18 protein-coding genes are annotated in these 14232 nt (G+C 33.0%); 3 read left to right on the forward strand and 15 right to left on the reverse strand.

Annotated features, from left to right (window positions below; genetic code table 11):
• Positions 1-152 precede the first annotated feature (152 nt).
• Together JFU24_RS12330 and JFU24_RS12335 are read right to left on the reverse strand one after the other, a co-directional pair.
• Complete coding sequence (locus JFU24_RS12330; RefSeq protein ID WP_201222076.1) at positions 153-341, reverse strand: hypothetical protein; 189 nt, start codon at positions 339-341, stop codon at positions 153-155.
• Between the two features lie 120 nt (positions 342-461).
• Positions 462-1007 (reverse strand): helix-turn-helix domain-containing protein, encoded by a 546-nt coding sequence (locus JFU24_RS12335; RefSeq protein ID WP_201222078.1) that lies wholly within the window; start codon positions 1005-1007, stop codon positions 462-464.
• 151 nt (positions 1008-1158) lie between these two features.
• Here JFU24_RS12335 and JFU24_RS12340 point away from each other — a divergent pair, with 151 nt between their 5' ends.
• Entirely contained in the window at positions 1159-2520 is a 1362-nt protein-coding gene (locus JFU24_RS12340) for a D-serine ammonia-lyase (protein ID WP_201222080.1), read from the forward strand.
• A 313-nt stretch (positions 2521-2833) separates the two neighbouring features.
• Here the strand turns inward: JFU24_RS12340 and JFU24_RS12345 are convergent, their stop codons facing one another.
• From JFU24_RS12345 to JFU24_RS12355, 3 genes are all read right to left on the reverse strand, one after another.
• Positions 2834-3388 carry a hypothetical protein gene (locus JFU24_RS12345; RefSeq protein ID WP_201250017.1) on the reverse strand — a complete coding sequence of 185 codons (555 nt, stop codon included), beginning with the start codon at positions 3386-3388 and terminating at the stop codon, positions 2834-2836.
• A 159-nt stretch (positions 3389-3547) separates the two neighbouring features.
• The gene (locus JFU24_RS12350; RefSeq protein WP_201222082.1) at positions 3548-3868 is read right to left on the reverse strand and encodes a hypothetical protein; all 321 of its coding nucleotides are present in this window, start codon (positions 3866-3868) and stop codon (positions 3548-3550) included.
• A 223-nt stretch (positions 3869-4091) separates the two neighbouring features.
• A complete protein-coding gene (locus tag JFU24_RS12355; RefSeq protein WP_201222084.1) occupies positions 4092-4532 on the reverse strand; it encodes an Lrp/AsnC family transcriptional regulator in 441 nt (146 codons plus the stop codon).
• A gap of 126 nt (positions 4533-4658) precedes the next feature.
• On the opposite strand from JFU24_RS12355, the gene JFU24_RS12360 reads away from it, so the two are divergent.
• Complete coding sequence (locus JFU24_RS12360) at positions 4659-5108, forward strand: VOC family protein (protein WP_201250018.1); 450 nt, start codon at positions 4659-4661, stop codon at positions 5106-5108.
• 229 nt (positions 5109-5337) lie between these two features.
• Here the strand turns inward: JFU24_RS12360 and JFU24_RS12365 are convergent, their stop codons facing one another.
• Both JFU24_RS12365 and JFU24_RS12370 read right to left on the reverse strand, forming a co-directional pair.
• Positions 5338-5865, reverse strand: coding sequence for a dihydrofolate reductase family protein (locus JFU24_RS12365; RefSeq protein WP_201182713.1), 528 nt, complete (start codon positions 5863-5865; stop codon positions 5338-5340).
• A 266-nt stretch (positions 5866-6131) separates the two neighbouring features.
• Positions 6132-6650, reverse strand: coding sequence for a GNAT family N-acetyltransferase (locus tag JFU24_RS12370; protein WP_201222090.1), 519 nt, complete (start codon positions 6648-6650; stop codon positions 6132-6134).
• A 176-nt stretch (positions 6651-6826) separates the two neighbouring features.
• Here JFU24_RS12370 and JFU24_RS31345 point away from each other — a divergent pair, with 176 nt between their 5' ends.
• A complete protein-coding gene (locus tag JFU24_RS31345) occupies positions 6827-7186 on the forward strand; it encodes a hypothetical protein (protein ID WP_446728175.1) in 360 nt (119 codons plus the stop codon).
• Positions 7187-7449: 263 nt separating this feature from the next.
• Here JFU24_RS31345 and JFU24_RS12380 read toward each other — a convergent pair whose 3' ends face one another.
• The 8 genes from JFU24_RS12380 to JFU24_RS12415 form a co-directional block, all read right to left on the reverse strand.
• On the reverse strand, positions 7450-7995 hold the full coding sequence (locus JFU24_RS12380) for a GNAT family N-acetyltransferase (protein ID WP_201222094.1): 546 nt from the start codon (positions 7993-7995) through the stop codon (positions 7450-7452).
• Between the two features lie 538 nt (positions 7996-8533).
• Positions 8534-9331: a fumarylacetoacetate hydrolase family protein gene (locus tag JFU24_RS12385; RefSeq protein ID WP_053344548.1), complete on the reverse strand. Its 798-nt coding sequence runs from the start codon at positions 9329-9331 to the stop codon at positions 8534-8536.
• A gap of 636 nt (positions 9332-9967) precedes the next feature.
• Entirely contained in the window at positions 9968-10381 is a 414-nt protein-coding gene (locus tag JFU24_RS12390; RefSeq protein WP_201182721.1) for a hypothetical protein, read from the reverse strand.
• Positions 10382-10680: 299 nt separating this feature from the next.
• Positions 10681-11205 carry a DUF2812 domain-containing protein gene (locus JFU24_RS12395; RefSeq protein ID WP_201182723.1) on the reverse strand — a complete coding sequence of 175 codons (525 nt, stop codon included), beginning with the start codon at positions 11203-11205 and terminating at the stop codon, positions 10681-10683.
• Position 11206: 1 nt separating this feature from the next.
• On the reverse strand, positions 11207-11521 hold the full coding sequence (locus tag JFU24_RS12400) for a PadR family transcriptional regulator (protein ID WP_201182725.1): 315 nt from the start codon (positions 11519-11521) through the stop codon (positions 11207-11209).
• Positions 11522-12134: 613 nt separating this feature from the next.
• Complete coding sequence (locus JFU24_RS12405) at positions 12135-12554, reverse strand: DUF3021 domain-containing protein (protein ID WP_236694850.1); 420 nt, start codon at positions 12552-12554, stop codon at positions 12135-12137.
• Entirely contained in the window at positions 12551-13006 is a 456-nt protein-coding gene (locus tag JFU24_RS12410; RefSeq protein WP_098176513.1) for a LytTR family DNA-binding domain-containing protein, read from the reverse strand. Before JFU24_RS12410 ends, JFU24_RS12405 begins: the two co-directional genes overlap by 4 nt.
• A 382-nt stretch (positions 13007-13388) precedes the next feature.
• Entirely contained in the window at positions 13389-13886 is a 498-nt protein-coding gene (locus tag JFU24_RS12415) for a PaaI family thioesterase (RefSeq protein ID WP_201222096.1), read from the reverse strand.
• Positions 13887-14232 lie beyond the last annotated feature (346 nt).

Consider the following 14232-nt stretch of genomic DNA (forward strand, 5'->3'; position numbering starts at 1 on the left):
TAATATACAACAACTTAAATTCCAAGTTTTCCTAATAAATCTCATATTATTGAAATAAAGAATAAATATTTTTTAATAAATAAAAGAGCAGCTGTCCCGTGATAAAGCTCGGAATACTCCTCTCATTATTATTGTGATGAACGCAGTATTATTTAGATAATATTAAATAAGCTCTGTAGTCGAGATTTTATGGTCTCAACAGTATCCTCTACTTTTTCTACGTAATCAAGCCATTCTTTGAGATAAGGTTTTGAACTAATGATCAAATTGAAAAACTCTTCAGCGTCACCCACATTGAATAACCTCAAAGATACTTCGTCATCGATTTTATGTATTAACAAAAATTCTCCTCCTCTGTGTTGATCAATTATCTGGCCCTATAATGGAAATAAGCGCTGTTCCTTGTTACAGAAAAGCGCCTGATTGTGGAAGAAGAACATTATATGTAACATTTTTCTACATTAAAACACAGGTGGGGTAACTGAAAATAATACAACTGCATTTTGACTAAAATTATTTTCCCATTTATGTTTTAAATTTGCTGGTATTTTCACACTATCACCAGCTTCTAATAGATATTCTTCTTCACCTAAATACACCTTAATATTCCCTTCCAAAATAAATGCTACTTCCTCTCCTCTATGTTCTAGAAGATTTTCTGACGAAGAAGTATTCGAAGGAACTTTCATAATCGCTGTTGCTAAATTACCCGTAAAATTAGGTGACAATAACTCATAAGACAAATTATCAATGATCATTTTCTTACGATTACTAGACCTAACGATTAAATCCTCCGTAATTGTTTCTTCAAGTAAAAAACTAAAAGTTGGAACATTCAGGGTTTTAGCTAAGACCTTTAGGGTTTGAATAGAAGGATTCGCCAAACCTCGTTCAATTTGGCTTAACATTGAAGGTGTAATTTCAGCTAATTTTGCTAACTCTCTACTACTCAATCCTTTAGCTTTTCTATATTTTTCAACTTTCTTACCAATATCTATATTTTCCATAATCGATACTCCTTAACAAAATGTTAAATTTAATTTAAATGAATTAAATTTAAATTAACATAAAGATAATTGTGTGTTAAACTGTATTAAAATTTATTTAATTATAATTTATAATACAACTCGTTACAAGAAAATTAGGAGGTTTAAACAAATGAAAGAGATTGAAAGCAAAGAAATACAAACATGGAAAGACCAATATCCTTTACTAAACAATCTCATTTCGATGGATGAAGTATTTTGGCTCAATCCAAATGTCGAAAAATTTCAAACGGGCATTAAAAAATCCCCCCTTACTCAAGAAGATGTAAGAGATGCAGATGAAAGGTTGAAACGTTTTGCTCCATATATCGCCAAGGTTTTCCCTGAAACAAAAGGAACGAATGGTATCATAGAATCTCCTTTAGTGAGAATTCCTGCCATGAAACAATCCTTAGAACAGGATTATCAACAACCTATATTAGGAGAATTATTACTAAAATGTGATAGTCACCTTCCTATATCAGGATCTATTAAAGCAAGAGGCGGGATTTATGAAATTCTCAAACATGCAGAAGAATTAGCTTTTCAACATCAATTGTTAACGATTCAAGATGATTATTCGATTATTGATAGTGATAGGTTTCGAACCTTTTTCTCACAATATTCAATCGCAGTAGGCTCGACTGGAAATTTAGGACTTAGTATTGGCATCATCAGTGCAAAGTTAGGTTTTAATGTTTCTGTTCATATGTCAGCTGATGCAAAACAGTGGAAAAAGGACTTGCTTAGAAGCAAAAATGTCAAAGTTATTGAATATAAAGCTGATTATAGTAAAGCTGTAGAGGAAGGTCGAATCCAAGCAAATAGTGACCCATCATGTTATTTTGTGGATGATGAAAATTCTCACGACCTATTTTTAGGATATGCAGTGGCTGCATCTCGATTGAAGAAACAATTAGAAGAGCTAGAGATAATAATAGATGAAAATCATCCTTTGTTTGTTTACCTTCCATGTGGAGTAGGTGGAGGTCCTGGAGGCGTAGCTTTTGGTTTGAAATTATTGTATCAAGACTATGTTCACTGTTTCTTTGCAGAACCTACCCACTCACCGTGTATGTTACTCGGTTTAATGACTGGACTTCATGATAAAGTTTCTGTACTTGATGTTGGTATCGATAATGTAACAGACGCGGATGGACTTGCTGTAGGAAAACCATCTGGGTTTGTGGGTAAAACTATGGAACCTTTTTTAAGTGGTAATTATACGGTTAGCGATGAACAGTTGTATAAGTTGCTAAAAGAGCTAGTCGATACAGAGGGGATCCATTTAGAACCCTCTGCACTAGCAGGCATGATAGGACCAAGTAAATTATGTAAAGAGGGCATCGATTATTTACAGAAGCATAGTTTAACGGAAAAGATGAGTAAGGGTACACATATTATTTGGGGGACTGGTGGAAGCATGGTTCCTGAAGAGATGAAGACACAATATTATCAAAAAGGGTTGAAATTATCGTTAGAGAAACAGAAGTAATTTAACAAGGGGTAGTTTAACCCTGTGTTTTTATATTTAAAATTTCAGTTCTTGTTAAACTAGCCTCCCGATAGTATAAGTACAAACCCTCACAAAATCTTCTAAACTTTGATTTAGATATCAAATTTTCTATGAAGGTGTTGTTCCACAATCTGGCCCGATTGTGGAACAACACAATCCTGCATATCGATACTTTTTAAATCTACAGTAGGCTTTTTTTATTTTTCTTGCTTATTAGCTAACTGTTTTTATATAACTTTGAATATAATTGTTTATTTTTGTGTTAGTTCTATAAGCTCTAAATAAACTTTTATTAAAGTCCACCATCTAAACCGTCAATTTTTACTCCTCTACTCCAATCACGATCGATTTTTAATTCATTATTTGTGGTGGATATGGTTAGTTCTCCTACTTTCTCATAAATTTTAGATGAGTTCTCGTCATAAACTTTAAATTTCGTTGTATATAAGTAATCTATTGTGCCATCATCATTTTTGCTTTGTTCTTCAAGTTTCACATCTTGTACTTCAATACTTTTATTAATTTGTTTGGATACCAATTCTGGTATTTGAAATTTACGGTTAGCGATTTCTGCATTATATTGTTCTTCTGTTAAATAAACTTTAATTTTTTCTGCGATTTCATCAAAAGTTGGAGGATTGGATGAATCTTTAATGGTATATAGTTCTGTACTATAGTCTTTAAATAATTTTTCTGCCTTTTCTATATTGACCACTTTTTCCTCTTTAACAGGTTTCCCCTCTTTTTCCACACCGTTTTCTTTGACCACATCCTTGTTACAAGCAACTACACCAATAAACAATACAAACAAAAAAAATAAACTAAAAATTTTCTTTATGATAGCCACCTCATTTCCTTCAAATGTTCCTACACTCAACATCTTCTATACAAATTGTGCATTATCCTTGTTCAACTATCCTGCCCCGATAGTTGCATAAAGAAAAAGCTGCCTTAAAGACAGCTCCGATCCTCAGCTAACGCACCCGTTAGCTTAACAAGAGAGGTTTTAATTATCGTCTATCACAAGAGTTATCATATGAAGGTTTGGAATATAAATTTCAAAGCCATCCATAGTGTTTGAAGCTAAAAATTCATTGGGAAGTTCCAGCCATTTAGATGCAATATTATTTAGCATAGGTTTTACATTAGATTCAGATGATTCATCTATATCAAGAAAAACCTTGTACATACCTTTAATTTTCCAATACTCCCCAATTTCAGAAACAGACATGAAAACTTTATAATTAACAGCAAATTTCTTAAAATCATCTAAGTGTTTGTTAGTTTCTTCTGAATTACTTGCCTCAAGAAATAATGTAAATTTCATAAGCAAAACTCCTTAAATATAGCAAAAGTTCGTCTTATTAAAGTAAAATCCTTCTTCAACAATACTGCCCCGTTAGTGAAAAAATGAAATTACCTTTTCTTCTAATCAAATTGATTAAATAGTACATCTGTGAAATCAAAAATGAAAGAAGAATGACAATTTGTATGTTCCCTAAGAATGAAGTTGTTTCCTGATAAAATAGAAATTTTTTGAAAGGTACACACTAAAACACCAATCTACTCTCAATATGATTTTTCATACTAATAAGAGACTTGGAACTTCCATATTCGGTAAGAGAATCTTGAAAATCTGCTAGCGTTTCAATAGATATCGTTTGAACTTTAATTAGATAATTGAAATCCCCACTAATTCTATGTAACTCAGAAACTTCTTTAGAATCTTTACAGAATTCAATGAAAGATTGGCATTTCTCAGTTTTGAATAAAATAAATGCTGTTACTCCTTTGTCCAACTTATCTGGATTAAGTACAGTGTTGTAGCTTAAAATTATTTTTTGTTCCTCTAATTTAGAAATGCGTTCTTTCACAGAAGGTTGTGACATAGCAACCTTTTGGCTAATTTTCGAAATAGGAATGCGCGCATTTTTTTGTAAAATCTCCATTATTTTATAGTCAACCGCATCTAAATCACTGTAATTTTTCACACTTACAACTCCTTAGGTATTTATTTAAAAATACCATTATTTATAAGGTTTTATATCAAATTTAGCTTATTAATCATATGTATTCATCACATAGAATAAAGTACACTAAAAAAGGGAGGCGTTTTTATGTCTATTAAAGGAATTGCACATATTGCAATCCAAGCAAAGGATTTCGATGAAGTCATTAGATTTTATACTAATGCATTGAATTTTAAAATTGCACATACTTGGGCACTACCTGAGTTTAATTTAGAGAAAGCTGCTATGCTCGTTTCATCCGATGGTAATACATTTATAGAAGTCTTTGATTACGAGGCACAAATAGCTGCTCAAGGAAGAAAGGCTTTGGAGCATGAAGAAATAAAACATGGTGCATTATTACACTTTGCCTTAACAGTAGAGAATGCAAGTGAAGCTTATAAAACAGCTATTCACTTTGGGGCAAAAAACTGTGTTCCACCAGCTACAATGGGATTAGGATATCCAGTAATTAAAGTTAATAATGCACTTGTATACAGCCCAAATGGGGAAGTCATTGAGTTTATTGAAAAGGTAAATTTCCAACAATTCAATTGATAATATTTACTGTTACTCATCCCTAAGAGGTGTTTCAATGAAATTTTTTTACAAACCGTTTAACTTTGTTTTAAACGGTTTAGCTTTATTTTATATTTAAACTCTGATCTTCAGCTAATACACCCGTTAGTTATATAAACATCTATTAATTTTCGAACGGTTTTCAGTAAAAAATGTAGTTGAAAAGGTAAAAATCTTCCCCTACTAAAAAAGGGAAAGATGATGAAAATTATTTTTTTATATAATGAAGCATAGCAAGTTGACCTAATTTTTCTACTTTGGTTAACGTGTATTTTAGAGTAATATCATCTCCGTTATAAAGGGAGATTCCTTTCCCTAAAATAATAGGTGCAATGGCTAGGTGAAATTCATCAATTAAATTTTCTTTAAAAAATTCACGAGCTAAGTTTCCTCCACCAATTAACCATATATCTTTACCAGGCCTTTGTTTTATATTTTTAATGAAATTTTTGACATCTTCATCAATAAATGAAGCATATTCATCTGATCCACTAACAGATTTAGAAAATACATAATTTTTATAATCACTATACGGATAATTCATATCAAATCCACGAATGACATCATAAGTTCCTTTTCCCATAACAACAGTGTCAATTCTTTCCAGGAGTGAATTGTAGCCAGAATCTCCTTCTACTTCTGTTGATTCTAACCACTCTAATGTACCATCATCATTTGCAATATAGCCATCAATTGAAGTACCAATGTATAAAATAATGTTACGCTGTTTTTTCATGTAAATCTCCATTCCTTTGTTTCAGATGATAAAATTAGTATACCTATTAAACTATATAAATTCTTCTGTTTCTTAACTTTCAACTATTGAACTATTCTGCCCCGATAGTTCAATAAGAAAAGGAAAGTAGTTCGTATATTAGCCGCCAAATTGGCGGCCTTCTTATGGCGCTAAAGCACCCGTTAGTTCATTAAGAAAAGCGAATCTTATTCAAGAATCGCGTCCGTTAATTAAACAAGTTACACGCTTGTAAATCTTTATTACTCTTACTCAATACATAATTCTGAGATATCCTTCCAGCCATAAGCAATATCCTCTACTATGGTTCCTCCAAACGTACTGGTCCTATGAATGTATTCTTTTCCTCCCATACGTTCATAAAATCCAAGTCCAGAATTATTCTGTTTCATTACCCAAACCATCATAGAATAAATACCTTTTTCTTTAAAATGTTTAGCAATAGCTGAAATAAGCTGCCTACCAACACCAAATCCTCTACATTCCTGTAAGAGATAAAGCGAATATAGTTCTCCATCGTAATTCTTCTCATCTATACTTTTACCGGATGCAAAACCTATAATTTTCCCTGTTTCATTAATTGCAACATATATAAAAGGTTCATTTTCGTTATATAAAAAATCATTCCATCTTTTTTCAGCATCTTCATACGATAATTCGTCCAGATAATCGTCAGGTACTAGATCACGATAAGTAGTCCTCCAACTATCAACATAAACTCTTGATATGCCTTTTATATCTTCTTTCCTTGCTTTTCTAATTTCCAAGTTAAGTACCTCCAATGCAAAACAGTAAAATAATAAAATTTATTATAACATTCTTTCTTCAACCCTCAGTTAGCTCAATAAGTGTTATTCCATAAAATGAACCAATTGTTGAACAAATCAATATGCACTCTTGAACTATCCTGCCCCGATAGTTCTATAAGAATAGAGTCGCCATTATCAATACAGTCGCTGATAATATCGTTAAAGACTATGAGGAAAACATTCAGTTTGCAAAAACAAATGAAAGTTATTGGAAAGGAACAGCGTTAGGGACTCGAATCAATCTTGGGAATATTAAATTATCTAAAGAAAATGAACAATATCGAGTGGGAATTCCAGTAGAATTTCATAATAAACAAAAAAGATACAATGGATTTAATGACAGTGAACCAATAGTAGAAACATTTGAGGAATATTGGTTAGCTTTAACTTATAATGAAAAATTCAAACGCTGGATTATAGTTGATGTAAAAGATTACTATGCATTGAATAAAGAATTTATCGAAGGAAATGACGTGGTGAAAAGTGAATTTTAATAATAAAAAAGCCTACGATCCTTGCTATTCAAGGAAGTTGGGCGGTTGTTAAACATTCGACTCCCGAAATATTTGTTGAAATCAAGCATCAGTAAAAGTGTACAGTGCGTTATACTGATGCTGTAAAGTTACAATAAACTTATTTAATTCTGAGGCCTTAAACACGCAATTTGGACGCTCTCTATAACAAAGGCGCCTGATTGTGGAGATCATTTATGCTGTCTAATTGAATAAAAGCATACAACGAACGAGTGCAAAATATCCTATTTTAATAAATCATTGACCTTGATTCTCCAAACCATATGATCATACCCTTCATCCCAATAATCCTTTAACAAATAATCAGGATCTCCAAATTTCTTTTTCCAGATTTTTTGTGCACGAATATATCCACTATCTAAACAAAATTCTTCTATGCCCCTATGCTGCAAAGTATGATACATTGTCTTCAATAGTAAATTACCTACCCCATTCCTCTGGTAGTCAGGATGAACAAATACTGTACCTACCTCAATTAGCTTATTTAAAGCATTTTTTGTACAATTGCATATCAGCTCGCTTGATGGACCGTATTCGATTGAACCAATAATTTTATCATCATCTAAAGCAATCAAGAAATATCGTTTTTCCCCATTGCTTTCAAGATCACTTTCTAAGTATTTTTTCTTAGCTTCGATTTCATCTTCTATATCATCCAACTTCTCTCCGATACCTTCTTTAGTAAACGTGTCTGTAATCACTACCCTAAAAAAATGATTTAACTCTTTAATGTTCTCAGTTCTTGGCCTTCTAATCTCAACATTAAGCACTCCGAACCCCCTCCCTCTCAGCTCTTAAATTCTATAAAGTTTTCAATAATCCTTTTTGAAGTATCTGCTTCTTTAGTTTAAGTGAAAACCTACAAAATTTTCATATCATATTTCTGTAGCTTTGAACAAAGTTTTATCAAATTAATACAAGAAACCTATATATGAATAAATAGAAAGGGCATGTTTTGAAAAAAGATTAATCAAAACATGCCCTTATACTATTTAATTTGATTATTCTTTTATAAAAAAGATTGATCATTTTTGTGTTCCTTAATGAACTAACGCACCGTTAGTTCATTAAGGAATGATTCAATACTCAACTATATTTAGCCATTGACCATCAGGTTTATCATTTATCTCAAATAAATTGACACCAAGCTCTTTTAATACTGCCGTTTCTCTAGCAGTACCACATGCGAATGCAAGTACAAAGAAACTCTTCTTTCTTTTTATTGCGATGTCCCCTGTAACATTTTAAAAAGTCGGCTCATCTATTTATGAACATTTTCATATTTAGCATTAAGAATACTGGCAAATCCTACTGAACCTCATTACATAACCGACCGATATTCTCGACTTCAACAACGACCTCATCCCCTGACTTGATCGGGCAGCTGCCAGATGGTGAACCCGTGGCCAAAATGTCACCTGGCTCAAGTGTCATTACCTGCGAAAGCCAGCTGATTAGATACGGAATGCTTAAAGACATTTCATTGGTATTCCCGTCCTGGACAACGCGGCCATTTAAAGTGGTCACAATCCGTAAATTTGTAGGATCTACCCCGGTAACGATGCACGGCCCCAAAGGTCCGAACGTATCAAATCCTTTGCCCCGCGTAAACTGTGGATCTTTTTTTGTAAGATCTCTTGCTGTGACGTCATTAAATATTGTGCAACCAAACACATAATCAAGCGCATCTTCTTCTTTAATGTTTTTTCCGCGCTTTCCAATCACCAAGGCTACTTCCCCTTCAAGTTCTACTTGGTTGGATAGATCGTTTGGAGGAAGGATAATTTTCTCCTTGTCTGGAATAAGCGCAGATAATGGCTTTAAAAATAGAAATGGTTCTACAAGGTTTGCCTCTCCCCCTGTTTCCTTCGCATGACCTGCATAGGTCCAGCCGAAATTAACCACTTTAGAAGGTTTTACAGGTTCCAAAATTTTAACGTCACTATATTTCAGCTCTACCCCGTCATACTTTATTTCCTTGTTGACAAGTTCAGCAAAACTGCTAGACAGTTGTAATATCATCTCATCCTCAACAATACCGTAATGTATTTTGCCCTGTTGATTCTGATAGCGAACTATTTTTTGTGTTTTTTGTAGCACATTCATGATGAATAAACTCCTTTGATAAGTAAGGTATACTACCTCAGATAATATAAAATTCGGGTCTCCACATAATCGCAAACGAAGACTTCCAACTTCATTATAACCGAAAAGCCCAATGAAAATGAAGTTAGTGGTAATATCGAAGTCGCTCTAGACATAATAGTAGGGAAATGGAAGCCTGTAAGTAACACCTCAATGACACTTGGAACATAATTAAACGCTTCTTCGGGAGACATTCCTTTAGTAATTGATTCGAACGAATTACAGGATAATCTCCTACTTCGTAAGTTTTAGGAATTAATATTTTAATGCTTTAACTACTTCTTTTTTATCCCTTATTGATATTTCTACTAACTCATTTAACTCTGGGCATTCTTTGAGTGCATCCACTCCAACTGAATCTAAAGTAAATAGAGATATAATCAAAATCAGTACAATAAGTTTTTTTATATAAAAACACACATCTTTTCTAATCTTTCCTAATTAGAAAAAAGTTATCAATCCTTCTTCAACTATTCTGCCCCGATAGAGGCATAAAGAAAAAGCTGCCTTAAAGACAGCTCTGATCTTCAGCTAACGCACCCGTTCATTAAGACTTATTGTAGAATGGACACAAACTGCGAAATTATGAAATCTAATTTAATCTGCAACATATTTAGTTAGCTCATTCAATTCTTTGTCATTAATATACCGATGTTTGTATGAAATCACACTATATTTAGTATATTTTTTTCCTGGTATACGAATAGTCATTTGAATTAACTTAAAAGGCGGGTTGATGGGTCCCTCATATCCAATTACATGTAATGACACTTCATATGTATCATTTTGAATATCTCTTGAAATTTTTTCAATTCTATTAAATGTGAATAATTGACTATCACCGTGTTTTTCCATAACTTCAAGAATGGTTCCACCAAGATATCTTAGAAAAGCTAATTCCATAATGGAAGGTGGCTTGTTTTGAGGAATTGTTTCAATTGTGTTTTTTGCTTCAGTAGCACTACTAGACGAAATGAAAAAGATAAGAAAGAGTATGGCTATTTTTTTCATTATTAAGTCTCCTTGTAGATTATTATCTTATTTTTTACAAGAAGTTAGGTTTTATCCATAAAATTCTTTATTGCACAGTTCAAATACACTACTGTTGGCTTAAAATAAAGTTCGATTAAAAAGTTGCTGAAAACATTCATTTCATCATAAAAAGAATCCCCTACGTTTTGAACAAAGATTGATCAAAATGTAAGGGATTTAGCTCTCGAAAATGTTATAAAAAAGATTGATAATTTTGGTAAGCGAATAAGTTATAATAACCACCATTTCTTTATAAACTCACAAATTCACTTTCCATATTATTTTGTTCGAAACGAATGGTAGTAGGTCGCCATTAATGTCATTAACATTGGAATAGTAATGACAAGTGATAATAAAAAAAGTTTTGAAAATATTGTACTTAATAATCCTGAACTTACTGAAAAAACTATATAGCTTACAATGAGCATAGCCATACTGATGGCAACTGCTAATATAACTGGTTTTCTAAGGTTTTTTATCTTTTCCTGTTTTGTTTCCTTATCTGTATAAATTGGCTTTGTATCAGGTCTCGCTTTAAATAGGTGCATATTATAACTTGAACAAATATACTCCCACCCTGCCAATTCAAACATTTCAATATATTCTTCTAGTTCATTTTCTGCTAATTCTCTTACATCAAGACTAAAAATAACATCTTCAGCAACACCCTTTTCTAATTCATATCCCATTTTTTTAAAGCGTTTCACAATCCATCCTTTTGCAGCATACTTTCTTAGCATTTTTAAATCTTTTTTTTCTGAAAAAGCAATCCCGTTTGAAACTATAAATTTTGTTTCCCCCACTTTAGTTCTCCCCTTTTAATCCATTTTCAGCGAAATCAAGCATCGTTTTACGTCTCAAAATATCTTGTTCCAACACATATCTACCTTTATTTGTCAATTTATATACTTTTCTACGTGAATCTGAATCATCAAATAGCTCAATATAGGATTCGGTTATTAACTTTTTAATAATTGTGTATAGCGATGCAGGTCCAATTACTACTTGCCCATTCGTTAATTCTTCAATCAAACTCATCACCGCATAGCCATGTCTTGGTTTTGTAAATCCTGCCATAATATAAAATACAGAATCGGTTAACTGTTCTAATGATTTCATTTTCACCCTACCTTTTTATATCACTTTATGATACATCTAAAAATAATATATCATAAAGCGATATAGTTAACAATAAATATATGGAATAAATATTCAATTTTATTCCATATTTAAAGGGAGTTCTTATCAAATCATAAAAAAAATAATCAATCTTTTTTAGAAACAATCAAACTTTATTATAAATCTACAACTACGCTTATCGTAACCTGCCCCGATAGTTCCATAAAAAAAAGAGCTGCCAAAGCAACTCTCTTATTGAAGTAAAGCACCTGTCAATATGGACTATTCTTAGGAGACATTAAATACGCTTTACCTTTGACGTAACATGTGTCAGATATACCAAAAAACTGTATAAGATATTCGTATTTTCTTTGTGGGGATAGCTCTAGGAAAAGGCTAAATATTAGGAAATGAGGGGGCCTTTCAGACAATTTATCAGGTAGCGATTGATCCACCATTTACGAAAAGTATTTGTCCTGATATGTAAGAAGAATCATCAGAAGGCAGGAGCCAATAAACAAAGAGCTGCTAAAAAAGCAACTCAATCAGGTAAAAACATTATTACTGAAACTACTTATCTCTCTTACCTTAAAAAATTACTGTCCATCCTCTCTCAATTCCCTCTCTTATCTAACCCATCATTCAAAATTTTCACTTGGTAGCGGAAATAGAGATAGAAAATAATCCAGATGATCGCATAGAATGGTAGGAAAATACCAATTCCTGTTACTAACCCTTTTAAACTAAATGGAATCCATCCAACAAAGAAAGAAAGAAGAAAGTATAGTATACTAACAGTCAAAAAATGTAGAATAGTCTGAGATAATAAACTCCATTTCTCTATTTCAAATAATATAGTTGCTGTGCTGAAAAACCAGCCACATAATAGGCAGCCTATCGCATTTTTCACGAAAATCCCACTGTCTAATGAGGTCACATCACCAAAACCTATTACTCCAAAACACGTCAATACCATCACGAGTGCTCCAAAACAAATCCCTACAAAACTACGAAACAAAAGTGTTTTCATCATAATCCCTTCCTTCTCCATTGAAATGCTTTCTTAATTCCTTGAACATAGTGTCGAGAAACATATTCTTTTTCCCCTGACTTAAAATAAACGCATAAAGTTCCATTGAAAGATGCCTCAAATCTGCTTAACTCATTTAGATTTGCGATCACCGATTTGGATAATCGAACGAACTGATTACCTGGAAGGTCCTTTTCCAGTTCATATAATCTTTCTTTCATTTCAAAAGTCCCTTGTTTCGTCCGCACCATTATGGAATCTTGCTCTGTAAACAAACAGATTATTTCTTCTGCCCTGAAAACATGCTGCATATCTTCTTTCCTGCCAACAAAATATGGTCGTTTTCTCTCCTTCAAGCGCTCCATTAATTCTTGCACTTCCTCATTCCATTCATGATTTCGGATAAGTACCTCTATCGCTTGGACCTCCTCATCTATCTCTACCTGTATTTTCATCTTTGCGACCTCCCTTTGCTTATATTTTAAGTATATTGATAAACTGAAATTTCGCTTGTGATTTCCAGCCACATGTAACTAAATAGCTCTAACTTGCAAAAAATGCGCTGTCAGTTACATCGGTATTTTGGTACAAAAAGCGCATCCGCCTTGGAATCACCCACTTGGATGGACTTTCTCCATCAAGCTAAGGTGAATATGTATGTTAAAACATTCTGCCCTGCACTGTCTTTCATTCTTTGATTTTGAAGATACTTGCTAGGTGCACTAAATAACCGTCCAAAATGCTTGGACGGTCACATACTCTTTTTCTTATAAAGCTTTTATTAGGCCTTACTTCTTCTCAACTGAAGGATCCGTTGCATTGATTACTTATGACTCATCATGCTAGGGATTGTTCTTTGCTTGTAAAAGTGCTTGGCATCACCACTGCTACAACTTCTCCACGAGCACAAAGTGTTTCATTTGCAAATACTTCTGTATCAATTTTCCACTTCTTAGGATGAATCTCTTGTATCCTCCCAACCGCTATTAATGGAACATCATTTGGAGTTGGCCTTACAAATTCCACTTTTAATGAAGCTGTTACAAACCGAGGAGGCTCTATTCCATCCCCAACTTCATGCCCATTTTTTCGATGCAATGCCAATGCAGCCGAACCTGTTCCATGACAATCAATTAACGATGCAATTAAGCCGCCATAAACGAAGCCTGGAATTGCAATATGTTCTGAGCGTGGTGTATAAATTGTCCTAGTTTGTTCTCCTTTCCAACCCGTTCGAAAATGATGACCATCTTTATTTAACCGACCACATCCATAACACCATGCAAATGCATCTGGATAATCATCTTGAATCGCTTTTAGCACTTTCTCCTCCATCATTTCTCCCCCTGTATTTTTCAGAATATTATAATATCAAGGATACTGTAGAAGCTTCACTAATTCAATATTGTGATGATCGCTCTTAATTTAGTAATACAAGTTTTGAGAATTAATTGACATTTTCTGTTGTATTCACCAATAGAATTTCTGCTAGAATGGTTTCCACATTTTTTCACGTTCAATAGATCTTGGAGTATAATTAAAAGTGTTAATATATGTAAAAGTTAGGAGCGGTAAGAAATGCAATCTAATATTTTGCTAGTGGAAGATGATTTATCGATTCAAGAAATGGTAGAAAGCTATTTAACAAAATAAAAGGTACGATTATCGCAAACATAATCAT

Source organism: Peribacillus sp. TH27 (genome assembly GCF_016650915.1).
Classification (GTDB): domain Bacteria; phylum Bacillota; class Bacilli; order Bacillales; family DSM-1321; genus Peribacillus; species Peribacillus butanolivorans.